Source organism: Dietzia cinnamea NBRC 102147 (assembly GCF_001571065.1).
Lineage (GTDB): Bacteria > Actinomycetota > Actinomycetes > Mycobacteriales > Mycobacteriaceae > Dietzia > Dietzia cinnamea.
Window position 1 is genome coordinate 13247 of record NZ_BCSW01000026.1, and the last position, 24288, is coordinate 37534.

24 protein-coding genes are annotated in these 24288 nt (G+C 71.6%); 10 read left to right on the plus strand and 14 right to left on the minus strand.

The features are described from left to right. Positions 1-3: 3 nt before the first annotated feature. Positions 4-621 carry a response regulator transcription factor gene (locus DCI01S_RS10445; protein WP_061229158.1) on the plus strand — a complete coding sequence of 206 codons (618 nt, stop codon included), beginning with the start codon at positions 4-6 and terminating at the stop codon, positions 619-621. 45 nt (positions 622-666) lie between these two features. Here the strand turns inward: DCI01S_RS10445 and DCI01S_RS10450 are convergent, their stop codons facing one another. Genes DCI01S_RS10450 through DCI01S_RS10460 form a run of 3 tightly spaced genes read right to left on the minus strand, consistent with a single transcriptional unit; the run spans position 667 to position 2930 of the window. Then, positions 667-1104 carry a hypothetical protein gene (locus DCI01S_RS10450; RefSeq protein ID WP_061229159.1) on the minus strand — a complete coding sequence of 146 codons (438 nt, stop codon included), beginning with the start codon at positions 1102-1104 and terminating at the stop codon, positions 667-669. A gap of 48 nt (positions 1105-1152) precedes the next feature. Beyond that, complete coding sequence (locus DCI01S_RS10455; protein ID WP_061229160.1) at positions 1153-1995, minus strand: ABC transporter ATP-binding protein; 843 nt, start codon at positions 1993-1995, stop codon at positions 1153-1155. Then, positions 1995-2930 carry an ABC transporter substrate-binding protein gene (locus DCI01S_RS10460; protein ID WP_061229161.1) on the minus strand — a complete coding sequence of 312 codons (936 nt, stop codon included), beginning with the start codon at positions 2928-2930 and terminating at the stop codon, positions 1995-1997. Before DCI01S_RS10460 ends, DCI01S_RS10455 begins: the two co-directional genes overlap by 1 nt. 63 nt (positions 2931-2993) lie before the next feature. Here DCI01S_RS10460 and DCI01S_RS10465 point away from each other — a divergent pair, with 63 nt between their 5' ends. The 3 genes from DCI01S_RS10465 to DCI01S_RS10475 are packed head-to-tail and all read left to right on the plus strand — an operon-like array spanning position 2994 to position 6062. Then, positions 2994-4097: a FecCD family ABC transporter permease gene (locus DCI01S_RS10465; RefSeq protein ID WP_232303073.1), complete on the plus strand. Its 1104-nt coding sequence runs from the start codon at positions 2994-2996 to the stop codon at positions 4095-4097. Further along, complete coding sequence (locus DCI01S_RS10470; protein WP_061229162.1) at positions 4094-5152, plus strand: FecCD family ABC transporter permease; 1059 nt, start codon at positions 4094-4096, stop codon at positions 5150-5152. Before DCI01S_RS10465 ends, DCI01S_RS10470 begins: the two co-directional genes overlap by 4 nt. After that, the gene (locus tag DCI01S_RS10475) at positions 5145-6062 is read left to right on the plus strand and encodes a siderophore-interacting protein (protein ID WP_061229163.1); all 918 of its coding nucleotides are present in this window, start codon (positions 5145-5147) and stop codon (positions 6060-6062) included. The genes DCI01S_RS10470 and DCI01S_RS10475 overlap by 8 nt, the downstream gene beginning before the upstream one ends. A 48-nt stretch (positions 6063-6110) precedes the next feature. Here DCI01S_RS10475 and DCI01S_RS10480 read toward each other — a convergent pair whose 3' ends face one another. The 3 genes from DCI01S_RS10480 to DCI01S_RS10490 all read right to left on the minus strand — a co-directional run bounded on the left by DCI01S_RS10480 (position 6111) and on the right by DCI01S_RS10490 (position 10355). After that, positions 6111-8267 (minus strand): YhgE/Pip domain-containing protein, encoded by a 2157-nt coding sequence (locus tag DCI01S_RS10480; RefSeq protein ID WP_061229164.1) that lies wholly within the window; start codon positions 8265-8267, stop codon positions 6111-6113. Continuing rightward, complete coding sequence (locus tag DCI01S_RS10485) at positions 8264-8923, minus strand: ATP-binding cassette domain-containing protein (protein WP_061229165.1); 660 nt, start codon at positions 8921-8923, stop codon at positions 8264-8266. Before DCI01S_RS10485 ends, DCI01S_RS10480 begins: the two co-directional genes overlap by 4 nt. A gap of 298 nt (positions 8924-9221) precedes the next feature. Further along, positions 9222-10355 (minus strand): plasmid pRiA4b ORF-3 family protein, encoded by a 1134-nt coding sequence (locus DCI01S_RS10490; protein WP_244881700.1) that lies wholly within the window; start codon positions 10353-10355, stop codon positions 9222-9224. Positions 10356-10424: 69 nt separating this feature from the next. Here DCI01S_RS10490 and DCI01S_RS10495 point away from each other — a divergent pair, with 69 nt between their 5' ends. Next, the gene (locus tag DCI01S_RS10495; RefSeq protein ID WP_061229166.1) at positions 10425-11033 is read left to right on the plus strand and encodes a hypothetical protein; all 609 of its coding nucleotides are present in this window, start codon (positions 10425-10427) and stop codon (positions 11031-11033) included. 124 nt (positions 11034-11157) lie between these two features. Here DCI01S_RS10495 and DCI01S_RS10500 read toward each other — a convergent pair whose 3' ends face one another. Together DCI01S_RS10500 and DCI01S_RS10505 are read right to left on the minus strand one after the other, a co-directional pair. Beyond that, complete coding sequence (locus DCI01S_RS10500; protein WP_061229167.1) at positions 11158-11805, minus strand: RES family NAD+ phosphorylase; 648 nt, start codon at positions 11803-11805, stop codon at positions 11158-11160. Further along, a complete protein-coding gene (locus DCI01S_RS10505; RefSeq protein WP_131886032.1) occupies positions 11792-12439 on the minus strand; it encodes an antitoxin Xre/MbcA/ParS toxin-binding domain-containing protein in 648 nt (215 codons plus the stop codon). Before DCI01S_RS10505 ends, DCI01S_RS10500 begins: the two co-directional genes overlap by 14 nt. Positions 12440-12663: 224 nt before the next feature. On the opposite strand from DCI01S_RS10505, the gene DCI01S_RS10510 reads away from it, so the two are divergent. Further along, the gene (locus tag DCI01S_RS10510) at positions 12664-13533 is read left to right on the plus strand and encodes an NAD(P)H-binding protein (RefSeq protein WP_061229169.1); all 870 of its coding nucleotides are present in this window, start codon (positions 12664-12666) and stop codon (positions 13531-13533) included. Here DCI01S_RS10510 and DCI01S_RS10515 read toward each other — a convergent pair whose 3' ends face one another. From DCI01S_RS10515 to DCI01S_RS10535, 6 genes are all read right to left on the minus strand, one after another. Further along, positions 13534-14814, minus strand: coding sequence for an AAA family ATPase (locus DCI01S_RS10515; protein ID WP_061229170.1), 1281 nt, complete (start codon positions 14812-14814; stop codon positions 13534-13536). A 217-nt stretch (positions 14815-15031) separates the two neighbouring features. Continuing rightward, positions 15032-15175: a hypothetical protein gene (locus DCI01S_RS17225; RefSeq protein WP_156482577.1), complete on the minus strand. Its 144-nt coding sequence runs from the start codon at positions 15173-15175 to the stop codon at positions 15032-15034. 307 nt (positions 15176-15482) lie between these two features. After that, a complete protein-coding gene (locus DCI01S_RS10520) occupies positions 15483-15869 on the minus strand; it encodes a VOC family protein (protein WP_061229171.1) in 387 nt (128 codons plus the stop codon). 119 nt (positions 15870-15988) lie between these two features. Continuing rightward, positions 15989-18787 (minus strand): helicase-related protein, encoded by a 2799-nt coding sequence (locus DCI01S_RS10525; protein ID WP_061229172.1) that lies wholly within the window; start codon positions 18785-18787, stop codon positions 15989-15991. Then, on the minus strand, positions 18775-20862 hold the full coding sequence (locus DCI01S_RS10530) for a phospholipase D-like domain-containing protein (RefSeq protein ID WP_061229173.1): 2088 nt from the start codon (positions 20860-20862) through the stop codon (positions 18775-18777). Before DCI01S_RS10530 ends, DCI01S_RS10525 begins: the two co-directional genes overlap by 13 nt. Beyond that, on the minus strand, positions 20859-22145 hold the full coding sequence (locus tag DCI01S_RS10535) for a hypothetical protein (RefSeq protein WP_061229174.1): 1287 nt from the start codon (positions 22143-22145) through the stop codon (positions 20859-20861). The genes DCI01S_RS10530 and DCI01S_RS10535 overlap by 4 nt, the downstream gene beginning before the upstream one ends. A gap of 302 nt (positions 22146-22447) precedes the next feature. On the opposite strand from DCI01S_RS10535, the gene DCI01S_RS10540 reads away from it, so the two are divergent. From DCI01S_RS10540 to DCI01S_RS10555, 4 genes are all read left to right on the plus strand, one after another. Further along, positions 22448-23224 (plus strand): hypothetical protein, encoded by a 777-nt coding sequence (locus DCI01S_RS10540; protein ID WP_061229175.1) that lies wholly within the window; start codon positions 22448-22450, stop codon positions 23222-23224. 123 nt (positions 23225-23347) lie between these two features. Beyond that, on the plus strand, positions 23348-23530 hold the full coding sequence (locus DCI01S_RS10545) for a hypothetical protein (RefSeq protein WP_061229176.1): 183 nt from the start codon (positions 23348-23350) through the stop codon (positions 23528-23530). Continuing rightward, positions 23527-23808: a hypothetical protein gene (locus DCI01S_RS10550; RefSeq protein ID WP_243699735.1), complete on the plus strand. Its 282-nt coding sequence runs from the start codon at positions 23527-23529 to the stop codon at positions 23806-23808. Before DCI01S_RS10545 ends, DCI01S_RS10550 begins: the two co-directional genes overlap by 4 nt. A 7-nt stretch (positions 23809-23815) precedes the next feature. Next, on the plus strand, positions 23816-24247 hold the full coding sequence (locus DCI01S_RS10555) for a hypothetical protein (RefSeq protein WP_061229177.1): 432 nt from the start codon (positions 23816-23818) through the stop codon (positions 24245-24247). The last annotated feature ends 41 nt before the right edge of the window (positions 24248-24288 follow it).

Here is a 24288-nt window from a genome sequence, read left to right on the forward strand (position 1 = left end):
CGGATGCCGATCAAGGTCACAGTGGTCAATGACTACCTCGTCGTCGTCGCCGGCGTCAACGCCTTTCTCGCCCCCTACTCCGACCGGATCGAGATGGTGGAGAAGGACCTGGTCTCCAGCGGATCGGCCACCGTGGACGTGGCCCTATACGACTCCTTCGCCTCGTCCCTGGGCAAGGACGACCGCCTCGAGAAGCTCCTGCAGGATCCGACCATCGCGGCGGTCGCCGTCTACTCGTTCACCTCTGACCCGGCCGCGGTGCGCGACAGCCTCGACGCGGGCGCCCACGGGTTCCTGTCCAAGTCCCTGACCGCTCCCGAGCTGGTGAGTGGCATCGAGCAGATCGCCGCCGGCAAGCGCGTCACCCTGACGGGAGCGGGCCTGCCGATCATGGGTCCCGACAAGTGGCCCGCCAAGGAGGCCGGCCTCTCACACCGAGAAGCCGAGGTGGTCAGCCTGATCGTGCAGGGGCTGTCCAACGAGCAGATCGCCGAGCAGTGCTACCTCTCGCTCAACACGGTGAAAACCTACGTGCGCTCGGCGTACCGGAAGATGGACGTGGCCACGCGCGCGCAGGCGGTCGCGTGGGGCATCGAGAACGGCCTCAAGCCCGACCGGTAGGGCCGGGTACGACTGTCTGCGGCGGGTCAGTCGCCGTCGGTGACGTCAGTTCCTGCTTTCCCACCACTCGATCACCCGCCGGTTCACGTCCCCGGTCGAGCCGTCGCCCCACCGCGGATAGTCGAACCACATCCGCAGTGCGGGCCCTCCGAGCGTGGGCACGTCGATGAACCCCAGGCTGCGTTGCGGCGTGAAGTCGCGCATGTCGAGCGTCGAGCACGAGATCACCGGCTCGAAGCCCGTCGCGCACGCCACCTCGACACCAGGCTCGACCGGGGTGAGGACGCGGGTGCCGTTCACCGCCGGGTTCCAGAACCCGGGGTCCCGGGGGCCGAGCACATCGGTCACCACCTGCGGCATACCCCGCGGGATCGGCGGGGCGGCCGGCTGTGCGGTGGCGGGCGCCGCGCCGATCAGACTTCCCGCAACGCCTGCCGCGATCGCGGCACCGACAGCAGCCATGGACGTGCGCAGTGCGGACATGAATCTCCCAGGGTGAGCGGATGAGGTCCGGTCAGCGTAGCGGTGCGATCAGCTCCGCCTGCGCCGATCGAGCGGCACCACGGTGGGCGTTCCCGTCACCGGGTCGGCGGCGATCAGGCACGGGAGCCCGAAAACCTGCTCCACCAGCTCGGCGGTGAGGACCTCGGCCGGGGCGCCGGTGGCCACCACGCGGCCGTCCTTCATCACGACCAGGTGCGTCGCGTAGCGGGCGGCCTGGTTGAGATCGTGGAGCACGGCGATCACCGCGCGACCGCTCTCGTGCTGGTCTCGGAGCAGGTCCAGCAGGTCGTACTGGTGCGCGATGTCGAGGTAGGTGGTGGGCTCATCCAGCAGGAGGATGGGCGTCTCCTGGGCCAGCAGCATGGCGACCCACACGCGTTGGCGCTGGCCGCCGGAGAGTTCGTCGACGAACCGGGTCGCCAGATCGGACACCCCGGTGGAGGCCATCGCGGCGGTCACGGCGGTGTCGTCGGCGCGGCTCCACTGGCGTAGTGGGCTGTGGTGCGGGTGCCGGCCACGCGCCACCAGGTCGTCGACCCGGATCCCCTCCGGAGTGACGGCGCCCTGCGGCAGGAGCCCGATCCGGCGGGCGACCGCCTTGGTCCGCAGCCGGTGCAGATCGTGTCCGTCCAGCAGGATCCGTCCCTCGCCGGGAGCGATCACGCGAGCCAGGGCCTTGAGCAGCGTGGACTTGCCGCAGGCGTTGGGGCCGACGATCACCGTGAACGCATCCTCGGGCAGTTCCAGGTCGAGGTCGGTGGCCACGACGCGCCGTTCGTACGCGAGCCGCGCCCCCTCCACCGTGAGCCCGCGCCCGCGCTCGAGCTGGGCGCCGGCGCGGGCATCACGGTCGAGGGAGGTGGGGCGCATCAGCCCAGGATCTCCTGGACGTCGTCGAGGATCTCGCCGGCGCCCAGGACGCCGATGCCGACCATCCAGGTCTCGTCCTCGACCTCGTAGGTCTGGCCGGACTTCACGGCGGGCAGGTCGCCCCAGAGCCCGGTCACGGTCGCCATGGTCGTCGCCGACGGGTCGCCGCCGGGGTTGGTGAAGAACACGACGTCGCCGGTGATCTGCTCGTACAGCTCCGGGGAGAGCTCGGCCATGGAGTACTCGTTCCACTCGCGCTCGCCCAGGTCGAAGCCCATCTGGGACAGGATCGAGCCGGAGAACGTCTCGGGTCCGTAGAGGCGGAAGTTGTCCGGGCGGAACCGGACGATCGACAGCGTGGTGCCCTCGGCGCCCACCTGCTCGCCGACCTCGGCGATGTGGGTGTCGAGGTCGTCGATGAGCTGCTCCATCTCCTCGTCCTCACCGACGGCGGCGGCGGTGATCCGCGCCTGCTCCTGCCAGTCGGTGCCGGAGTTCTCGGAGTACACGGTGGGGGCGATGCCGGAGAGCTCGTCGTAGATGGCCTCGTGGCGGACCTTGGCGCCGATGATGAGGTCAGGGGCAAGGGCGGCGATCGCGTCGATGTCGGGCTCGGAGGTCAGGCCCACGATCTCGGCGTCCACGTCACCGAGGTACGGCGGGGCGCCGGAGCCGGCGCCGGACTCGGTGATCCCGACGGGCGTGTGGCCGAGCGCGACGAGCGCGTCGAGGTGCGGAGAGTCGAGGACGACGACCCTCTCGGGCGTCCCGTCGATCACGGTCTCGCCCATCGCGTGGGTGACGGTATAGGCCTCGTCCGAAGGTGCCTCGGCGGTGTCGCTGCTGCCGGAGCACGCGGACAGAGCCACCGCAGAGGCGAGGGCCATGGCGATCAGGGCGGGCACCGAGCGGCGCCGGCGTGAGATTCTGGTCATGACTACAGATCAAACCACACAGGCAAGGCTCACCTAACAATGAGTCTGGTCTAGGGTTCCACCGTGGCCCCACGACCTCTCCCCGACTCCGACGCCGACGCACGGCCCGCGGTGCCGGCCGCCGACCGGGCAGCCGCCCCGGCAGCAAGCGCTGGCCAGCAGCCCCGCCGCGGAGCCGGGTTGTTCCCCGGACTGATCGTGGCCGTCCTGGCCCTGGCGGCCGCGGTCGTGGCCAGCCTCGCTATCGGTGCCCGCCCGATCCCGCCCGCCGAGGTGGTGGGTGCGCTGCTCGGCCAGGGCACGCAGAGCGTGGTGGGGATCGTCGGCGAACTGCGGGCCAACCGGACCGTGCTCGGGCTGGTGTGCGGTGCGGCGCTCGGCGCGTCCGGGGCGCTCATGCAGGCAATGACCCGCAATCCGATCGCCGACCCGGGAATCCTCGGCGTCAATGCCGGCGCCGCGCTGGGGGTGGTCGCCGGAGCGACGCTCACCGGCGGCCTCGGCCTGGCCTCCACGGTGTGGTTCGCACTGGCCGGCGCCGGTGTGGCGTCCGCGATCATCCTCCTGCTCAGCACCTCGGCGCTCGCGGCGTCCTCCCCTGTTCGGCTCACCCTGGCCGGCGTCGCGCTGGCAGCGGTGCTGTCCGGTCTCAGCCAAACGTTCGTCGTGCTGGACGAGACCGTCCTGCAGGCGTACAGCTTCTGGCAAGTCGGCTCGCTCACTGCGCGGTCGATCGACGAGGTCACCGGCGTGATCCCGCTCGTCGTCGCGGGCGCGGTGATCGCCCTGCTGCTCCTGCGCGGCCTGGACGCGCTCGCCCTGGGCGACGACTCGGCGGTGGCGCTGGGCGTGCGCCCCGGGTGGGTGCGGGTGTGGTCGCTCGTCGCCGTCGCACTGCTCGCCGGGACCGCCACGGCGCTGGCCGGCCCCATCAGCTTCGTGGGACTGGTCGTGCCCCACCTCGTCCGCGGTCTCGTCGGCCCGAGCCTGATCCGGGTGGTGCCGCTGTCCATTGTGGTGGCCCCGGCGTTGCTGCTGGTGGCCGACGTGGTCGGCCGCGTGATCGCGAGCGGCTCGGAGACCCCGGCGGGCGTGGTCATGGCGTTCATCGGCGCGCCGCTGCTGGTGGCGTACCTGGCCGCGGGCCGACGGGTGGGTGTCGCATGACGATAACCGCACCGCGCCCCGCAACAGCCCTGCCCAGCGACGAACGCCTCCTCGCCGCCGGCCGATTCTCGGTGCGGCTGCACCTGCGCACTGCGTGGGTCACTGCGATCCTCGCCGTCGTCGTCGTCATACTCGTGGCCGCCTCGCTGGTGATCGGCGAGTTCATCATCTCGGTCCCCGACGCGGTGGCGACCCTGCTCGGCGACGCACCCGACCGCACCACCAACTTCTTCATCCACGAACGCCGCCTGCCCCGGGCGCTGGTCGCGCTGGCGGTGGGCGCGGCTCTGGCGACGTCGGGCGCGCTGTTCTGCGCGCTCACCCGCAATCCGCTGGCCAGCCCGGACATCATCGGCATCACCCAGGGCGCGTCGGCGGGCGGGGCGACGGTGATCCTCGTGCTGGGCGGCGGGATCGCGCAGGTCGCCACGGGCGCACTCGCGGGCGCGGCGCTCACCACCGGGTTCATCCTGGCCCTGACGTGGTGGCGCGGGCTCAGCGGCGCCCGCCTGGTCCTGCTCGGCGTGGCCCTGGGCGCCCTGGCGATGGCGTACGTGGCGCACCTGCTCTCCAGGGGGTTCGTGGCCAGCGCCGTGACCGCCCAGATCTGGCTCACCGGCTCGCTGCAGGGTCGCGGCTGGTCCGAGCTCTGGCCGCTGGCGTGGGTGCTGCTCGTGGCCGCGGTGGTCATCGCGAGTCGGTCCCGGGCCATGCGCGCGCTGGCGCTCGGCGACGACGTCGCGGTGGCCCTGGGCGTGCGACTGCGCTCCACGCGGCTGGTCCTGTTGGCGGCGGCCACGGTCCTGGCCGGGGCGGCCGTGGCGACGGCCGGGCCGATCTCGTTCGTGGCGTTGGTGGCTCCGCACCTGTCGCGGCTGCTCACCCGCAGTGATCGGGTCCTGCCGGCGGCACTGCTGGGCGGGGTGCTGCTGCTGGCTTCCGACCTCGTGGCTCAGCACGCGTTCGCCCAGCCGCTACCGGTGGGCGTGGTGACGGTGGTGCTCGGCGGGCTGTTCTTCCTGGGTCTGTTGTGGCGGGAGGGTCGCCGTGGTTGACCAGACCGGCATGTCCGAGAAACCCGCACGGCGCCCGTCCGACCGCGAGACCCCGCGCCCGCGCAACCCCCACCGGGCGGAGAGCTGGCAGCCGACCGCGCTGCGGCGGGTCCGAGTACGCGCCGTCGAACCCCTCGCTCCCGAGCTGGTGCGCGTGACGCTCGAGGGCGACGAGCTCGGGGAGTTCGCCGCCGCCAGCTCCGCATGCGCCACCGCCTCCGCCGCGGCCGGCGACACCGGCCTCGTGCCCGCCGTGCGCAGCCCGTCCTTCGACGACGTCGTGGTCTTCTGCCTGCCCGATCCCGTGACGGGCGAGGTCACCCTCCCCGTTCCCGCGCCGGGTGGCGGGCTGGGCCACCCACCGGGCAGCGCCGCGCTGGTGCGGGAGTACACCGTGCGGTCCTTGCGAGACGGCGCCCTCGCCGTGGACCTGGTCCGCCACGCCTCGGGCGCGGGCGTGCGCTGGCTCGAGTCGGTCCGGCCGGGTGACGCGCTGACGATCGTCGGCCCGCGGGTGTGCCGGGCCCTTCCCGCGGTGGACCGGATGCTGGCCGTGGGGGACGCCACCGCCCTGCCCGCGCTGGCCCGGCTGATCGAGGAGCGACCGCCGACGTTGGCGCTCGACGTGCTGGCCGCGGTGCCTGACCCGTCCGCCCTCCCCCGCACGGTTCTGCCCGCGGTCTCCCCCGCCGACGCCGACCGCGTCCGGGTTCGGGTGGTGGCGGCGGCGCCCGGCTCGGCGGATGAGCTCATCAACGCGATGGCCGCGGTCGAGCTCCCCGCCGGGTTCGCGTGGGTGGCCGGCGAGTCCGGGATGGTCACGGCCGTCCGCCGGCATCTCCTCGCCCGCGGCCAGGAGCCCGACCGCGTCCAGTTCACCGGCTACTGGCGCCTCGGCGGGCCGCTATAGGCCCCGAGTCGCTCGCCCAGTTCATCACGACGGAGGAGTAACTCCGCGCTACATGGCCACCGGCGGGTGCAACCGCTCCAGCGTCCACACACGATTGCGATGCGCCGCCCATGTACTGATGCCGATCGCACCCACCGTCACCAACGTCAGAACCAACACCGGAATCCACATCTGCGAGGGGCTGCCGCCCATGATGGTCTGCCGTAGCCCCTGCACGGTGTAGGTCATGGGGTTGAACGGGTGGATCCAGCGGAAGAACGCGGGCTCGACCGCGGTCGGATAGATGCCGTCCGCCGAGGTCAGCTGCAGCATCAGCAGTGCCATGGACAGCACTCTGCCGACCGACGGGCCGAACACCACGTTGAGCATCTGGATGAGTGAGATGAACGCCACCGCCGACAGCGCCATGATGGCCAGTGCGCCCATCGGGTGAACCGGCGTCATGCCCAGACCGAAGCGCAGCACCAGCAGAATCACCACCGCCTGCCCGAGCGCCAACAGCAGCGCCGGCTGCAGCGAGGCCATCACGACCCGCAGCGGGTGCAACCGTGTGGCCACGGCGCGCGGCTGGAGTGGCGTGAGCAGCAGCCAGATCATGATCCCGCCCACGAACAGTGCCAGCGGCACGAAGAACGGGGCGAACCCGTAGCCGAACGTCTCCGCCGGGTTGTCATATATCGACGTGAGTGTGATCGGGTCTCCGATCGTGCGCGCCATGTCCTCGCGGTGCTGGTCACTCCACTGCGGGACCCGGTCGGCGCCGGCGGCCAGTTCGCTCGACAACCGGCCGGTGCCGTCTTTGAGGGTGTGTGAGCCGTCGGCGAGCCGGCTGGTGCCGTCGACGAGGCGGCCGGTGCCGTCGGTGAGGTCGCCGGTGCCCGCGGCCAGGGTGGCCGCGCCCTCGTCCAAGCGTGCGGCGCCCTCGTCGAGCTGGCGCACGCCGTCGACGAGGGTGGTGGCGCCCGTGTCGAGTCGTTGCAGTCCGTTGTCGAGTTGCGCCGCGCCGGCGCCCAGGGCGTTGATCCCGGTGAGGAACTCGCCGGAGGGGTCGTTGAGTGCCGACGACAACTCGCGGGCGCCGTCGCGCAGCCGGTGCAGGTCCGACAGTTGCGACGAGCCGGCGCCGAGGCCCTGCGATTCGAGTTGGTCGGCCAGGGTCTCCAACTGCACGGAGACCGGTACCCCGGCCGATCCGGCGGAGCTCCCCGATCCCGCGGACCCCGGAGCGGTGGCCAGGCCGGTGGTGGCCTCGACCTGCCTCATCTGCGCGGCGGCCTGCCGCAGCGGGGCGATCGCGGCGTTCTGTGCCTGCGAGAGCTGATCCAGGACACCGGCGAGCTGGTCGACTCCGCCGCTGACCTGCGCGGCCCCGTTCCCGAGCCGCTGCACTCCGCCGTCGAGGCGCTGGACGCCCTCGTTGAGCTGCGTCGCGCCGTCGGCGGCAGTGCCGATCCCGCCGGCCAGCTGGTCGACTCCGGAGCGGGCCTCGTGGATCTTGGTGGCCAGCTGGTGGTTGCCGTCCGCGAGCGTGGCGGCGCCCTGGTCGAGGGTGCGGGCGCCGGCGTCCAGTTCGGCGGACTTTTCGCTCAGCTCGGTGATGCCGTCGTCGAGTGTGCCCGCGCCGTCGTCGAGCTGCGCGGCACCGTCGGCGGCCTCGCGCAGCCCGGCGCCGGCATCCTGCACACCCACGAGGACTTTGTCGACGGCCTGCGCTGAGATGGCCGAGCCCACCGCGTTGTGCAGTTCGGCTGTGGCGCTGCGTCCGATGAGGCTGGACAGGTAGTTGCCGGATTGGTCGTAGGTGACGGTGATCGCGGCCTGCCGCGGGTCGTCCCCGGTGGGTGAGGCGACGGATTCGCTGAACTCCGGGGTCAGGCGAACCACGAAGTTGTAGTGGTGATCGGACAGTCCGGCTTCGGCCTCGGCGGCGTCGACCAGTCGCCAGTCGAGCTGGTCGTTCTGCAGGAGTTCGTCCACCACCTGGTCGCCGGCGCGTAGTGGTTCGCCGTCGACCTGCGTCCCGGTGTCGTCGTTGACCAACGCGACCGGCAACTGGGAGGTCCGGCCGAACGGGTCCCAGAAGGCGGCGAGGTACAGGGCGCTGTAGAGCAGGGGCATGAGCACCAGCACGACTATCGCCACTCGCGGTAGCCGTCCGCGGCCGAAGCGTTTGAGCTCACTGCCGATGGACAGTCCGGAGATCATGCGAGGCCTTCCTTGGTGGCGGGGACGGTGACCATGTGGTGCTCGGGCGAGCCCGCGGGCAGGGAGTCCACGGAAGACAGGATGACGGTGCTCTGGTCGGCGTCGGCGATCTCGGCCAGGCGCTGCAGCGCTCGTGCGCGTTCCGCGGGAACGCGGACCTGTTCGATGTCGTCCACTACGAGTATCGGCGTGCCCTCGTAGCGGGCCAGCGCTATGCGCAGCAGCAGGCGATCCAGTTCGGTGAGGTCTCCGATGTAGGTGCGCAGCCCGGGCAGGCGGAGGTCCCCGTACACCGGGCCGAGGAGCTCTTCGAGTTGGGCTGGGCCGGTGCGGCCACGCGGGCGCCACCACGGGCTCATCCACGCGCGCTGCTCCGCCACGACCGTGCGGACCGTGACCGCCGGGTCCAGCTCGTCGATGCCCGAGAATCCGGCGATCGCCGACCGGGTGAAGATCTCGCGACTGCCCGTGTGACCGAGCACCTCGAGCCGCCCCTCGGTGGGTGCCATTCGACCGGCCAGGGTGAGCAGGAGGCATGTGCGGCCGTTGCCGGGGTGGCCGCGCAGGACGGTGATTCCGCCGCGGTCGATATCCAGATCCAGGGGGCCGAAGACCCGGCCGTGGTCGCCCACCAGCCCGAGGCCGCGAGCGCGCACCGCTGGTTCCGGGACTTCAGGTGGCTCAGCGTTTTCGGGGGACTCAGCGCTTTCGGGGGGCTCAGCGCTTTCGGCGGGCTCAGCGTTGTCGGGGTTCTCGCGTGCAGTGGTCATGGTGACGTCCCGGGTGGGTGAGGTCTTCATTGTTGGCGGGAGCGACCGGTGGCCGCGGCCGCGCGCTTCGTTGCGTACGCGGCGATCTCCAAAGCGGACTAGACTCCACTTTATACGCCGTTGCCGACTGCACCGAACGGCAGCTGGCCACGCCCCCCATACGGGCGGGTCACCCTCCAGTACCTCAGAACCAGTCGAGCGGTGTGCCGTAGAGCCGGTCGTGCGGGATGCTGCGGGCGATGAGGTCGGCGAGAACCTCGCGGTCGTTCATCAGCGCCGCGCCCCGGCGGGTCGGCCGTAGCTCGCCCTTGTACTTGCGCACCAGCCCCAGCGCCCGGGCCCAGTCCCGCAGCTGCCAGATCGGGAACGTGAGGTCCTCGCGGTTGTTCTTCCCGATCCACTGGCGGTCCCACCCGGTGTCGACCATCAGTTGCTCGACCACCGCCGGCGGCAGGTACCCGGCCGCGGTGAGTCTGACGCCGTCCCCGATCCGCTCGAGCAGGATCTGCAGCTTCTCGGCCTCCTCCAGCTGGATTTCCCGGAGGGTGGCGGGCATCTCCGCGACCCGGGCCACTCGCTGTTGGGCATCGTCGAGGTCGAACGCTTCCGCGTCCCACCCCGCCCAGAACTCGAGGGTGTGCGGGTCCCAGCCGTCCGGGTCGGCGTCCCCGGCTATCCACTCGTTGTAGGACCAGATCCCCCCGCAGTCCTCCGGCGGGCATGCCCGGCGACCGGCCACCACCGTTGCATCCGGGACCTCGTCGTCGTCATGTTCCAGGACCTTCTCCACGGTGACGCGGTGCCACCAACTGTCACCGAAGTCGTACCAGTACAGGAACTTGTCGCCCACGCTGTGGGCCAGCTCGTCGAGCCGCACGTCGGCCTCGTCGAGTTCACCCATCTCCCCGGCGTCGGGGTAGTCCATGGAGCCGAAGTGCTCAGCGTCGCGGTCCTGGCGCGATGCCGAATGGATGAACTCGTGCAGGTGGCTGTTCGTCCAGCCCATGGCCTCCTGCAGGATCAGGTGCAGGCGCGGCAGCATGAGGTCGCTGCGCAGGTCCAGACGTCGCCAGATCGGCGGGGATGAGTCCAGCAGCTCCACCTTGACGCGGTACGTCACCGGTGTCTCGCGCCTCGGGTGCCGGCGGTTGACGGCCGGGCGTTCCCACGGCGACTGGTAGTCCGCCCCAGCCGCCAGCGAGGCCATCAGCTCGGTCTGCGGGACCCCCGCGCTCGCCAGCGCGTCGAGAACGGCCTGTTTCAGTTCATCTGCGGAGAGGTCGCCTGGCCCGTACGGGCGATCTGTCGAGGGCGTCACCTCATCGACGATACGAGACTCGAGCGCCGTACCGGGGCATCCCGGGCCGGAGAAGTAGGCTCACCCGCCATGGACAACGTCGAACCCGGCCTCTTCGACCTACCCGAACCCGAACCCGAGCCCGCGCCGCAGTCCTCGCCTGCGCGTCCCCGTCGCGGGAGGAACCGCGAGACGTGGTCCTGCACTGTCACCGCGGCGGTGTCCGTTGACGACCCGGCGGCGGTGACAGCCGAACTGACGCGGTACCAGGAGGACACCGTGGTGGTTGACGCGTTCTCCGGCGAGGTGATCGAGGATCCTGCGAGCGAGGAGGCGGGCCCCGATCCCGCCCTGCCGCCGCTGGAACAGCTGCCGTGGCTGATCTGGCCGACGCGCGGCCTGGAGGAACTCCTCGAAGAGGGCGCGTTCCGGGTGCTCGACGGCACCAGCACTGTGGTCCCCGAGGCGTCCGACCGCGGCACGCTCACCTGGACGGTCACGGTCAAGCTCACCGACGTCCAACTCCTGCGGCGCCTCGCCACGCGCGCCCACCCCGCCGACGCCGACCTCATCGCGGACAGCCTGGCGGTCGCCTGGCAGCACGCTGCCGACCCGTTCGCTCCCCTGCACTCGATCCCGGGAATCTCGTGGCGCTCGCTGTCCGTCGAGGTTCAGCACCTGCCGGCGCGAAAGGGATGACGACGACGAGCGCCTCCACTGCCCGGTCGGGCCCGCTCCCGCCGGCTGGAGCGGGTCCTGCTGCGACGACGCCGCCGCTGCGCCCCCCTCCGGCCCGCGAGTGGTCACACCCGTCCCCGCACAGTTACCCCGTGCCAGCTGCCCAGTCTTCGTATCCGCCATGCGGTTGGCCTCGGTACCGGGTCCGTGTCACCAGCTCTTTCGGAGGGTGGGCCCCCTCCGCCGCCAGCGCCACGCGCAGCCATCGGTCAGGATCACGTCCTCGCACGGCGCTCGGGTCATCAGCGGCCAGCTGCTCATAGCGGCCCCCGAACACGGTGAGATTGACGCTGCCGGGTAGTGCCGCTGACGGCGCGAGCACCCCACGGTAGCGCTCACCCTGCAGCCATGCCGCCAATTTCTGACACTCGGCGTGGTCATCGGCTACCGCCACCTCGGGGTCCAGACCGCACGCCGTCCAGTCGTCGAACGTCGACAGGTCGGCGACGTCGTCCAGAACCACGTACGCCTGCCACAGCGATCGTCGCTGCTCGACTACCGCCTCTGGAGTCCGCAGGGCGAAGTAGCGGACCAGCTCCGCCCACGCCCCCGCGGGCGACAACGCCAGGTACTGGGCGTAGCCCTCGCCTCTCCGATGCCAGCGACCGCTCGACTGCACGGGCACGCCGCCGAGGCCGGCGTCGTGCCAGAGCGGTGGCTGCGCGTGCCCCACCTGGCGAAACGCGGCCCGTTCCACGTGTATCCGCGGGGGCGCCTTCCTAACGGAGGCCACCGCGCGCGAATTCCAGAAGCTCTGCCTGCGCCCGGAGGTCGCCCTCCTCGAGCACCTCGAGCGGTGACCGTCCGTCGAGCTGCGGCACCGGGTTGTCGAACCACATTCGGACCCCGCGAGCCGTCATGGCCGTCCGCAACTCCACCACGAGCTCGGCCACCATCTGCAACCGCTCGAGCGCGGCTCTACGCGGCACCGCTCCGGCCCGCCAGTTGGCCAGGACCCGCGACTGTGCTCCTACAACCCGCGCGATGTCGTCAGCACTCCACCCATCCAGAGAGGTGTCGAGGAGCGCGAGCGCTTCTTGCGGATCTTCGATCCGGGCGAGGCGCTTCTGACGCTGTATCCGCGACAGGACAGTCCGCATCCCGACGAGGGCGACGAGCAGGTCGTCGGCGTCGTCTTGTTCATGTGCAGTCCGCGCACGGATGAGTAGGGACAACAGACCGTCGATGTGAACTCTCGGCGCTGTAGACGGCCACGAGTGGAGCAGTTCCAACGCGAAATCGGTGAGCTCGGTGATGAACTCGTCGGTCTGACGCCGATCCTCCGAGACCCCTGCCTCGATCGTGGCCGCAAGCGTCTCGGCCGCTGACCGGGCGGTGTCCTCCGCGCCTTCGAGCGTTGCTGCCATCATTCCGTCCTTCTTCCAGTGCTATGGAAGTTTACCCGTAGATGGCCGTGGGCGGGACTTCTCGGAGACCGCGGTTCCAGGTACCTCCTCGACGGCGATGCAAGCCCACAACTGCCCGCAATCCGGACCAAACCAGACCGCAACCACCCCTAGCGTGGAAACCGCACGCAGCAACCTGCACGCGCCAACCCGCGCAAAAGAACGCGCCCGGCAGAAGGGACCCCATGAAGATCGCCATCACGACCCCGCAGGGCAACGTGGGCCGCCACCTCACGCGCATGCTCATCCGCGCCGGGGCCAGGCCGGTCCTGCTCACCCGCCACCCGGACCAGATCCCCGCCGAGCTCGCCGAGCACGCCGAACCGAGGCAGGCCGACTCCCGCGACCCCGACCAGGTCATCGCCGCCACGGCCGACGCCGACGCCGTCTACTGGGTCGACCCGCCCGCCGAATCCCCCGATCCGCTGGACGACTACCGCCGCGCGACCGAGTCCATCGTCGCCGCGATCGAGGCGAACGGGATCGGCCGGGTCGTCTTCCAGAGCAGCGTCGGGGCGGAGAAGCGCCACGGCGCGGGCGAGATCGACGGCCTCGCGGAAACAGAAGTCGCCCTCGACCAGACCACCGCTGCCGTCACCCATCTGCGCTGCGGCTACTTCTTCACCAACCTGCTGTTCGAGGTGGAATCACTCCGGGCCGGCCGGCTCCAGACCGTGCTTCCCCTCGACGCGCAAATGAGCTGGGTCGCCCCGCGGGACATCGCGGAGGTCGCGACGCTCACCCTGCTCAACACCGACTGGCGCGGGCGGCGCGTGCAGGCCGTCCACGGCCCCGAGGACCTGTCGTGGGCCCAGGTCGCGAGAATCCTCACGGAGGAGCTGGGTCGCGAGGTCCGCGCCGAGCGCATCACCGACGAGCAGATGCGCGACCAGTACCTCGGCGCGGGCATGCCACCGGCCTGGGCGGACGCACTCCTGGGCATGTCGACCGGCCTACGCGACGACTTCGTACCCGAGCAGGCCCGCTCGATCGTCACCACCACACCGACCCGCCTGCGCAGCTGGGTCCGCGAGGAGCTCGCCCCGATCGTGTAGTCACCGCAGCGCCTCGATCGCCCTGTCCGGCTGGCCCATGATCACCTGCGCCCGCGCGCGGACCAGATCGCACCGCCGACCGAGGTGCCCCGCCGCCGCAGGCGCCATACCGGAGGAGCCCGAGCCGGGGTGCCCGGCCGCCGCAGGCGCCGCGCCACCGGAAACCGCCGCCGCGCCCCCGACCCCCGCGAGCCATCGCTCCACCACCTGCGGGTCGGAGTCGGCGGCGCGCTCGGCGGCGTCGAGGATCACGCTGATCTTCTCCGCGGTGGCCGCGGGCCCGAGCGAGGCCAGGTGGCCGGCCCGGGCGAACGCGTCCTGGCCGGGCAGAGCGGCGGCCGCGCGGTGCAGCGCGGCGCGCTCGGCGGCGGACGCGCGCGAGTAGGCGGTGAACCGCACGAGCGGGTGGAGGGGCTCAGCCGCCCACGTCGAGATGAGACCCCAGTCGCGCAACACGCCCAGGTGCCGGCCCACGTCAGCGACGCCGGCCACCGCCTCCAGCTGCGCGGGGTCGGCGCTGCCCAGCACGGCGATCGCGGTGAGGGTGCGCCGGGCGCCCGGGTCGAGCCGGGCCAGGTCCGCGCCGACCACCGAGCTCAACGCGTCACCGCCCGCCCCGGCCCCCTCGTGCAACACATGCTCGAGCGTGGTGGCGTGCGGGTTCCGCCGAAAGGCGCCGATCAGCGTGCGGGCGAACAGCGGACTGCCGGCGGCGGATTCCACGACGGTCCGGCGTTGCCGGGGATCGAGGTCGGCGGCGAGGGCGGCGACCTCGTCGTCGTCGAGTGGTCCCACGGTGAGGTGCTCGATGGTCGCGCCCACCCGCCGCGCGGCGTCGATGAGGGATGTGGGTGTCATCCCGGTCCGGTAGGCCAGGACGGTGTCGGCGGCGTGCGGGAGGACGGCGGCGAAGAGCCGCAGGGAGGCGGGGTCGATCCACTGTGCGTCGTCGATGATGAGCAGTCGGGGGCTCGCCTCGAGGAACCGGCAGCACTGTCGGTGGATGGCGGCCGGGGAATGGTCGGCCACGACGCGCTCGAGGTCTTGGTCGAACAGCCGCTCCACCAGTTGTCGCGCGGCCGCGAGGGGGGTCTCGGTGTCCGGGTAGGGGTCTCCGCGCAGGAAGAGCGTCGGCCGGTCGAGCTCGGCGAGCGCGCTGAACAGCAGGGCCGTTTTGCCGGAGCCGAGCGGGCCCTTGACGAGCGTCAGCCGCGGCGGGCCGGAGCCACCCGCCTCCAGCTGCTCGGTGAGCCACTCGAGTTCAGTTGTCCGGCCCTGCATCGCTCCCCTGCCCCTGCCCCTGCCCCGGGGTTCTCCGTCATCGCTGACCCGACGCGGCGGACCCCTCGGTGACAGTGAACCCCAGGACAGGCGGCGGGAGTGGCGATTACCGCACTTGTTCGTAGTAGCCGACGCCGACGCATCCGTCGTAGCGCCACGCGCCGCCGGTCCAGGTGAAGCGGTGGATGGTGGGGTCGCCGCCGCCCTGGTAGTAGGCCTACTCGCCCTCGGTCCCCTGATGGGTGGGCTCGGGCGGCAAGTTGTAGGCGTTGGCCGTTCCCGCTCCCGCCAGAGCGATGCCGGTGGCCGTGGCCGCGGCCAGTAGCCCTCCCGCCAGTGCCCGTCGAATCCTGTCGGTCATAGTGCCCTCCTGATGGCTGGTGCTTCCACGCCCCAGTGTCTCGGCGTCGATCGGCCCCGGGTACCCGTAGCGCTACGGGTTTTAAGGAGCGTCGCGCGGCGGCGGAGGGTTGCCGGATAAGAGAGGGATCGCCGTGGGGTGACGGGGGAAGACCGCGGGACGACGACGACAAGGTCATCCCCACCCGCGCCCCGCATCACGCGCGGAGGCGGGACATGCTGGGAGGGCCCTCTGCGGGGAGCCCCGCGATCGAGCGGACGGGCGGCCTGCACGGGCCGCCTGGTCGCGCGGTGGACTTCGCGCGGTCTCACTCCTCGCAGAGGCAGAACGGGTGCCCGACGGGGTCGAGGTACACCACGAATCGCCCGTCTTGGCTGGGCTGGTGATCGTGCCGTCGGGCGACGGCGGCGAGGACGGTCGGCTCTGCGTCCGCGATCGAGTTCACGTGGAAGTCGAGGTGCACCTGCGTGGGGACCGGACCGTCCGGCCAGGTGGGCGCGCGGAAGTCGGGGACGGTCTGGCAGGCGAGCGCGAGCGCGCCCGACTCACCTTCTGGCGGCAGGACGTCGACCCAGTCCGGATTCTCGCCGTCGTGTATCCGCCAGCCGAGCATCGACGCGTAGAACTCGGCGAGCTCGCGCGCGTTGGGACAGTCGAGGGCGACGACCACACGCCGCGCGCTGATACCAGCCATGGCATCACGCTACGACCGGTGCGAGCCCTCCTCAACCCCGGGACACGCGGCCCGAAGGGCTTACCGCACTCGACTGTGCCTGCCTGAGCACTCGCACGGGGCCCGAGCATTGATGCGATCTAACCGACGGACAGATTCATCGCCATGGCCTCCACAATGGGTTGAGCCAGGGGCACCCGGGCTTCTTCGTCAGAGTCCTCGAGACCGCCTTCCGGTCGTGATCCCATGACGAGGTCAAACCACTGTTGCCGGTCGCGGACGACGCGGAACTGCTTCTCGTCGTGCGTGCCCGCAAGGTAGGGGACGTAGACGGTGATCCCGGTGCCGCGGCGTTCGGCCAGAGATCCGATCCGCTCGATCCGGCCGGTCCGCTGCTCGATGATCCCCGGGTTCCAGTCCAGGTCGTGGTGGATCACCACGTCGCATTCGGTGTGCAGGTCGATCCCCTCCCCCATGACCGAACCGGCGACGAGGACCTCCGGGGCGGAGGGGGTGGTGAACACGCTCGCACGTCTGCGCCTGATGTCCGGGTCGGTGCTGCCGTCCGCGAGGCCCACCGCGCCCAGCTCGGAGCCGCGGCCGCTCTCGGCGTTGCGGTCCGGCTCGTCGGCGTCTTCCGTCTGCTCCGCCGGCGCTTCCAGGTCCCGCCCGAGTAGGTCGCGGAACAGTTCGGGGTGCCCGCTGGGGGAATCGACTCGCTCGATGAAGTCGGTCCAGGCGTCGGCGAGGGAGCGCCTCGACGCTCCGGGGGCGAAGACGTCGGCCAGGATGCCGTCCGCGTCGAGGTCGCGGGTGAGACCGCCCACCCGCGCGAGGTGCTGAGGAGTGCGAAAGTTCCGGATGACCGCTTCTGCCGTCCAGGACGCGAGCTCGGGGTGCGCCTCAGGACTGGTCTTGCTCCGGAAATGCTCCTCTAGCTTGTCGTGGATCTTCCGGTAGGCCAGGTTCGTTCGACTGCTGGTGTCCCGCCGGAACAGGCGGTTCGCCAGTCGCAGGTACTCCTTGTCGATCTCCTCGCCGTCGGCAGGGTCCACTCCGAACGCGCGGGCTCCGCGGGCTCTGATTTCGTCGCGGAGGGCGGCCTCGATCGACGAGTGGACCGCGCGGGTGGTCCGCCGGAACCAGCAGAACACGACTATCTTCTCGCGCTTCAACCAGTGGTCCATGACACGCCGGGTGGTGGCCTCGACCTTGGGGTGCCTGGCTGCGACGCCCACGCCGGCACCGACGCCAACGCCGGAGCCGATGCCGATCGCCGCTCGGACTCGCTCGTCGTACCAGCGCATCTCCGCGTCAAGGGCGGAGGGCTCGGACGCCGTCGCCAGGGCCGAGCCGTCCGCGCCCGGGTCGTCCGCGACCGGCTCGTCCGCGCCGGAGCCGTCCCCGGCGCTGAGCCGCAGGTAGGCCTCGAAGGACGAGGCGATGCCGTACGCAAAGTTGGGTGGGTTGGCGCTGCCGCGCGAGGCGAGCGAATGGATGCGGGCGGCCAGGAGGAACGGCAGGGCCAGCTCGTCGTCGATCGGGATCCCGGTGGCCGCATCGACGCCCGGGATGACCCGCGCGCCCTCGATCGCCGTGCGGTTGCGGGGCCTCTCGTGCCGGATGACCCAGGTGCGCACCAGCTCGTTCATGCGCTTTCTCGCGGCCACCGCCCTCTGTGCGTCGCCCCAGGCGGTGCGGACGTCGGCGGGCAGGTCGTCGGGGATCTCGTCGACGGTCCAGGTGTCGAAGTGGCGGACGTCGTCCTCGGTGAGGCGGCCCCAGGAGCGCTCCAGCTGCCTCGAGGTGCGGCGGGCCGAGATGAGTGCGGACCGCAGGTCGTGCTGGGTCTCGTCCGTGAAGGCCTCGGGCAGGTCCTTCGCCCGCGCGGCGGTGAAGCGCCCGAGTATCCGCAGCAGTTCGTCGTGACCGAGCTCGAACGGCGTCGCGGTGAGGAACAGCATCCGGTCGGCCGCCCGGTACAGGATCCCGTCGGGGGTCCCGGGCCTCGGCGGAGCGAACAGCCTGGACAGCTGGGTGCCGTTGTTCTTGGTGTGGTGGGCCTCGTCGAGGATGAGCAGCGACAGGTCACTGTCGACGCCGACCATCGCCTCCTGCCAGCGCCTCCGGCTGAGATCCTTGAGGGCGCCGCCGGTCTCGGCGAGCCGCTCGGCGTCCCTGGCCTCGTCCACCGACCGCCTCTTGGGGCTGCGGTCGAGCAACTCCAGCACCGGCGCCGGGTCGAGCCGCTGCAGTGCCCGCATCACCGCCGCGGGGACGGGGTCCCAGGGCAGGGGCCGTCCGGTCAGCTCCTGCCAGCGGCGTCTCCACTGCTCGGGCGGGGTCTGCAGCAGTTCGCTCACCGTCTCGGGCGAGAAGCCGTCGCGTCCGGTGACCGCCCACTCGCGGCGCCCGGACCACTTGGCGAACTGGCGGCGGTAGGCCCACCCCTCGTCGCCGCAGTCGTCGCCGCCGGTGGCCGCCCAGACCGCGGCGAGCTCGGCGAACTGCCCGATCGCGTTGTTGGACAGCGCCTGGTGAGTGACCACCAGGAGGTGGCGCCGCGTCTCGGGGGGTTCGGCGAGGGCGGAGAAGAACGCGCCCGGACGGGCGATCGGCTCCTGGGGGCCGCGGATCTCGCGGGCCGTGTCGGGGTCGAGGTACGTCTTGGCAAAGCGGTTCCAGTCGTTGATCCACTTGTGCCCCACGGCCTTGGGGACCGAGATCACCACCGGCCGCCCGGGGTCGGCGAGGACCGCCGAGACCGCGACGGCCAGGGCGGTGAAGGTCTTTCCCATGCCCACCTGGTCGGCCAGGATCACGCCGGGCTGGCGGCCGAATCGCCGGAGGATCTCCGCGGCGGCCCGTCGCTGCTTCTCCCAGCCCGCCGCATACTCGGCGGGGGCCTCGGCCTTCACCCGCGGACTCAGCTCCCACATAGCGCCTCCAGACATTCCCGGCTCCGTCCCACCGCGACGCGCACGTAGTCGTCGAGGTCCGCGGGCAGCTCTCCCAGCCCGTCGATCGCCAGCTCGAGGCCGTCGAACGCGGCCGCCAGCTCGTCGGCTCCGGCGCCCCGCACCGGCGCCGCGAGCAGGGCCGCCCAGTCCACCCGCCCCATGGCCAGCGCGATCTCGGCGAGCGTGAACACGGCCTCGGGGGTGTCCATGCGGCCGTCCTCGACGTCGGCGCGGACGTGCTCGGTCAGCCCGAGCGGACCGAGCGGGGTCCGCAGCCGGCTGGACAGGTGGCCCACCGGGTCGACCTGGTTGAGTCTGCGGGCGAGCCGCTGCTCGAGTTGGTCGAGTGCGGCGCCGAGTGCGCGTCCACGGCGGAACAGCAGGGCCGGGTCGTCGTAGCGAGCGAGCACGTCGTCGTCGGACTCCTCCCCCGGCGAGACGAGCCGCCCGGCGAGGATCTCGGCCACCGCCGCGCTCAGGGTGCTGCCCCGGGCCAGCGCGGCGAGCAGCTGGGCCGTGGTCAGGTCCTTCACGCTCGGGCCGGGCGGCAGTTCACCGCGGTCGTCGACGAGCACCGACCATCGCGCGGTGCCGGCGTCCGTGGTGACGGCGAGGGAGGTCGGGATGTCGTCGCCACCCACCTGACTCACCCACTGCGCAGGGCACCCCTCCGCGCGCCACCGCTCCGCACTCATGAGGAGCGTCCCGGTGGGGTCGGTCACCCGCCACGGTCCCAGTGTGGCGAGTCGTTCTGGGTCGACGGTGCACGTGAGGGTCCAGCGCCGGTCGGTGGCGCGGCGGGCGATGATCAGGTGGAAGGCGACCGGGAGCTGGAGCGCGTCGGTCTCGTCCTCGTCGTCCCCGTCCACCCAGTCGAGGTCGGTGGGGACCGGCTCGCCGACGGGGGTGAGGCCCTGGAGCCGGCGTTCCTCTCGTGAGCCGGCGCGGGCGTGGAGCCAGACGTTGAGTTCGCGGTGCTGGCGCTGCCCGTCGAGCCCCAGGCCGTAGCGGGTGTGGTTGGAGCTGCCCATGAGCACGGCGGTGCCGTCGGGTCCGATGATCGTCAGGCACTTGGCGTGCAGTTGGCGCTGTTCACGAGTCGGGTCGTCGAGCAGCCGCACCTCCAGTAGCCCCTGCCGGGCACGGGCGCGCAGCGGTTCGGAGACGGGCAGCGTGCCGCGGAGGGTGGGCAGGGTGAGCACGGTGTGGCGGTGCCGTCCGGCGCCGTTGCGGGCGATGGTAGTCGCACGGATCGCCTCGCCCGCCGCATCGGAGGCGGCGTCGTAGAACGGGGAGACCTGGCGGATCTCGGTGGCTTTGCGGCCCCCGCCCCACACGTCGGCGAACCGATCCAGCGGACGCACCTCGGGCGAGGTGGGCGCCAGGCGGACCCGCAGCGCGCCGCCCCGCTTCTCGGCGGGCACGAGGTCGATCCGGTCGCGGAACGCCGCCAGCGTGCGCCGGGCCCGGTCGACGGCGGCGACCCCCTCGGTCCTGCCGGGGAGCAGACCGAGATACGACTCGAGCTCGCGGGCCAGTTCGCGCAGGTCTGCGCGCGGGAGCAGGCAAGGCGTGTCAGCGCGGACCTCGGCGGCCAGCGCGAGTTCGGCCTGGGTGCGGTATCCGGCGCGGGTAAGGTTGGCCGAGCCGATGATCACCCGGGCGGAGTGCTCCCACAGCAGGACGGTCACCTTGGAGTGCAGGAGCGCGCCGCCCGGCACGGCCACCTGGAGCAGGTCCCACCGGAGGGTGGAGCGGTGCGCGTCGGCGCTGCGGTCGGCGATCACCGTGACGGCCGCGTCCGCGAGTTTCTCCTCCAGTTCCAGCCGGGCAACCACGTCGTCGACGGACCGCGAGGTGGGCCGCCCGCCGCCGACGTCCTCGGCTCCCGGCAGGGACTCCTCCACCGCGTTGACTGAGAGGAATCGGCTGAGGCAGTCGCGATCGACAAAGTCCTCGTCGAGGGCGAACGTGGTGGCCAGCACCGCCACCGGGCGTCCGGCGTCGGCGGGCGGCGCCCAGTGGTCGAGGAGGGGCGTGGTGGTGGCGCTCATCGGACGCGCTCCAGGAAGTCGCGGATGGTGGTGAGCCGGTACGGGTGGAGCCAGCGCCCGTCGCCCGGATCGCCGGCGTCGGCGCGGTGCTGGCCGCGGGGCATCCATCCGTCCTTGAGTTGCTCGAACCACGGGGCCTTGCGTCGGGCGGCCTGCACCCGGTGGTGGGAGACGATGAGCCGATCGAACAGGTCGACCGGTCCGCGCGCCGACTCCAGTTCGCCGGTGAGTTCGGCCAGCCGCTCGGCCAGTTCGGGTCCGTCGCGGTCGATCCGTTCGACGGCGGCCATGGCGGCGTGGCACGCCTCCGCGATCCCGTCGCTCGCCTGCCGCAGCGCGGTGCTCGACTCGAGCCCCGTGTGGGTGACGGCCGTGGAGGAGGTCAGGTGGGTGCGGAACGCGTGGTCGATCCGGCGCGCCAGGGACTCGAAGTGGTCGGCGGCCCGGAGCGTGGCCTGCAGCCCGGATTCCGCGCCGAATCGGGCCGCCGCGGCCAGCTGGTGATCAGCCCAGTCCGTCCCCGAGCCGTCCTCCACCACCGCGGAGATCAGGCCGACGAGCTCGGGCCGCTGGTCGTGGTCCCCGCCGCTGATGAGTTCGCGCAGCACCTGCCGGGTGCGCGGCCCCGCGTTGCTCGCCACGAGGGCTTTCCGGTTCAGCCCGGTGACGGCCCGGGTCTTGTCACAGTGCCCCGCCTTGAGACTGGCCCGGACGCGCCGGTCCAGGCTTCGCCGCGCCCGCCCTCCGGCGGTCTGGGGGTCGTCTCTGAGGAATCCGTCGAGTCCCTGGTCGCGTTCCCAGGCCTCCACCAGCCGTTCGGCGGCGGCGAGGGGCAAACCTTCCGGATCGACGATCCCCAGGTCCTGCGCGAGCGGGCGGTACACGCCGGTGAATCCGAACACCCGCGGGCCACGGAGGTAGGTGGCCGGCGAGAGGGGGGTGCCGGTGGTGATCGCGGCGCGCGTCTTGTCCCGGCCGGGGAATCCGTTGAGGTCCGAGGGATCGCCGGATCCGATGTGCATGAGGAGGACCCACTCGGCGGCGATGTCGGGCTTGGTGGTGCCGTCCGGTCCGGTCTCCTCGCTGAAGGGCTGGCAGACGACTGCCGAGATCGCCGACAGCGTGAGGAAGTGCGGGTGGTTCATGCGGGCGCGGAAGCCGGGCGCCATGCGGTCGGCGATCCGGTCGGCGATCGGCGCCAGTCCCAGCGGGTCGAGTCCGCTCTCACCGGCCACGCCGGGGTCCCACTTTGAAAGCGTGGGCAGCTGGTCGAGAAGGGTCACGCGGTCACCACCCGGACTTCGATCTCCTCAGGCACGTGCCCTCCTTTGCTCGACGGTCTTTCTACCGGGTGGGTACGACACGTGGCCCGGCCTGTGCCGCGAGTCGTGGTGAATACGGCGACGAGGTCGAAGCAATGACCGGCGCCTACTGCCCCGGATGGCTGGACCCGGACGGCTCCTGACTTAAGAATCAGGTGCGCCACACGCTATCGACGCGCCCACCCCTCGACGGACGATCACCTCGTCCTACCCCGCGCGACCCGCCCCTCGATGTGCGGCCGCCGTCCCGAGAGGTGTCCGCCATGAGCCGCCCGACGTCCGTCTCCCCCACCCGTCCCACGCCGCGCAGCGGCCCGATCCGCCGCGAGCCCGCGCCAGGCGACCGCGATCCCGTCCCCACCCGACCACCCACCTCCCGCCCCTGGCAGTTGTGGCTGGTCCTTGGCCTGTCGGCGGCGTTGGTGACGCTGCTCGTGCTCCGCGGCGTCGTGCAGGCCACGGCGATCAACCGCTTCCTCTCCGACTCGTGGCCGGCGGTCGACGAGGCGGCGGGCCTTGCGGCGTCGTCGGCCGGCTGGATCATCGACACCTCGTTCGTGGTCGCCACGGCGTGGGCGACGATCGCGGTGTACGCCTTCAGCGGCTCGCGCGCCGGGCGGGCGATCTTCACCGCACTTCTGGCCGGCAGCACGGTCATCGGACTGTGGAGCGCGGTGGCGCCTCAGGCGGCGGCGCTGGGCAGCGGCGAGCTCATCCTGGCCGCGGCACACCCCACGTTCATGTCGCTCACCTCCCTCGCGGTGGCGCTCGTGGCCATCGCGATCCTGGCGCTGCTCTACCGCCCGGACGTCAACGACTACTTCCGCGCCGACTCCCCCGCCACCACCGGCCAGCGGGATCGCGACTTCCTCGAGCCGGCGCTTTCCCAGACCGGAACCGAGGCACCGCTCACAATGAGCAACCCCGCCCAGCACCGCGCCACCGGCCCCACCGAGCGGACCGACACGACCGCCACCCAGAGCACCGCACTTCCCAGCACCACTCCGTCCCGCGAAGAACCGATCGCACCCGCGATCTAACGGGTGAGCATCAGGAAGGGGCGACGACGACGAACTCCACCTCCCCCGGCCGACCCGCGACCTCAGACGGCCGCGGGTCCGGCGGGGTCAACCCCTGCGGACGCCGGCCGGCGGCTCGTCGGCGTGTGGCGGTCCGACCTGCGCGCCAAGGTCGTGGCCCTCACGCTGATCCCGGAGTTGGTCTACGCCACGTTCCTCAACGTCGTGTTCCTCAAGGGCGTGGTCGACATCCTCCTCGCCCGCCAGGCCAGTTGGGGCCACGTGGTGCGGGACGCCGACGGCGCGACCCGGATGGCCGAGGCGTGAGCGCGCCCGTCAGCGGTGGGGCGCCGCACGAGATGATCCTCGCGGGGCTCCTCCTGCCCGAGTCGGTGCTGTCCTCGGACTGGTTCGCCGTCCTCGCGGCGTTCGTCGCGATCAACACGGTCATGTACGTGACGCTGGCGGTGACCAAGACGCTGCCGAAGATCCACGTCCGCGATCTGCTGCCCCGCACCTACGTCCGGTCGGAGACCCGCAGCATCCACCCGGACGACGCCGAGCCCTGGCCCCGCGAGGCGCGACGCCCGTCCGGGCGGGAGTGACCCCCGGGTGTCCACGTCGTCGCGGAAGAGGATCGTGCGCCTCGAGGTCGGCGCCCTGTGCGCTGTCCTCGTCCTTCTGGTCGTCGTCGCCGGTCTGGCCCGGATGGGCGGCGAGGCCGCGCAGGCGTCCCCGTCCCCTACTCCCCCGTCCGGTCAGGCCGTGGCGATGAAGGCGGCGACCGACCTGACGCCGTGGACCTTCACGATCGACGAGGCGTATGCGTACGGCGTGCGGGCGTGCGAGGACATCCGGGATCCGAACTATGACGGGTTCGGCGGCTTCTACATGGGGGTCCGCAAGACGTGGGTCGCGATGCGGCTGGACGCGCACGGCCTGTCGAGTGAGGAGCAGGTGGAGCACCACAGGCGCCTCTATGCCGAGGCGGTGCGCTCTCTGTGTCCGGAGCTCCTGCCGCACCTCCCGCCCCTGTACCGCTGAGCCCTACGCGCGTCCCGTTCATTACATCGCTTCTCGCCGGG

Excerpts from the sequence above, each read along its gene's own strand:
- DCI01S_RS10445 (WP_061229158.1), top strand. The coding sequence starts at position 4 with ATGCCGATCAAGGTCACAGTGGTCAATGACTACCTCGTCGTCGTCGCC.
- DCI01S_RS10450 (WP_061229159.1), bottom strand. The coding sequence starts at position 1,104 with ATGTCCGCACTGCGCACGTCCATGGCTGCTGTCGGTGCCGCGATCGCG.
- DCI01S_RS10455 (WP_061229160.1), bottom strand. The coding sequence starts at position 1,995 with ATGCGCCCCACCTCCCTCGACCGTGATGCCCGCGCCGGCGCCCAGCTC.
- DCI01S_RS10460 (WP_061229161.1), bottom strand. The coding sequence starts at position 2,930 with ATGACCAGAATCTCACGCCGGCGCCGCTCGGTGCCCGCCCTGATCGCC.
- DCI01S_RS10470 (WP_061229162.1), top strand. The coding sequence starts at position 4,094 with ATGACGATAACCGCACCGCGCCCCGCAACAGCCCTGCCCAGCGACGAA.
- DCI01S_RS10480 (WP_061229164.1), bottom strand. The coding sequence starts at position 8,267 with ATGATCTCCGGACTGTCCATCGGCAGTGAGCTCAAACGCTTCGGCCGC.
- DCI01S_RS10495 (WP_061229166.1), top strand. The coding sequence starts at position 10,425 with ATGGACAACGTCGAACCCGGCCTCTTCGACCTACCCGAACCCGAACCC.
- DCI01S_RS10505 (WP_131886032.1), bottom strand. The coding sequence starts at position 12,439 with ATGGCAGCAACGCTCGAAGGCGCGGAGGACACCGCCCGGTCAGCGGCC.
- DCI01S_RS10510 (WP_061229169.1), top strand. The coding sequence starts at position 12,664 with ATGAAGATCGCCATCACGACCCCGCAGGGCAACGTGGGCCGCCACCTC.
- DCI01S_RS10515 (WP_061229170.1), bottom strand. The coding sequence starts at position 14,814 with ATGCAGGGCCGGACAACTGAACTCGAGTGGCTCACCGAGCAGCTGGAG.
- DCI01S_RS17225 (WP_156482577.1), bottom strand. The coding sequence starts at position 15,175 with ATGACCGACAGGATTCGACGGGCACTGGCGGGAGGGCTACTGGCCGCG.
- DCI01S_RS10520 (WP_061229171.1), bottom strand. The coding sequence starts at position 15,869 with ATGGCTGGTATCAGCGCGCGGCGTGTGGTCGTCGCCCTCGACTGTCCC.
- DCI01S_RS10525 (WP_061229172.1), bottom strand. The coding sequence starts at position 18,787 with ATGTGGGAGCTGAGTCCGCGGGTGAAGGCCGAGGCCCCCGCCGAGTAT.
- DCI01S_RS10530 (WP_061229173.1), bottom strand. The coding sequence starts at position 20,862 with ATGAGCGCCACCACCACGCCCCTCCTCGACCACTGGGCGCCGCCCGCC.
- DCI01S_RS10540 (WP_061229175.1), top strand. The coding sequence starts at position 22,448 with ATGAGCCGCCCGACGTCCGTCTCCCCCACCCGTCCCACGCCGCGCAGC.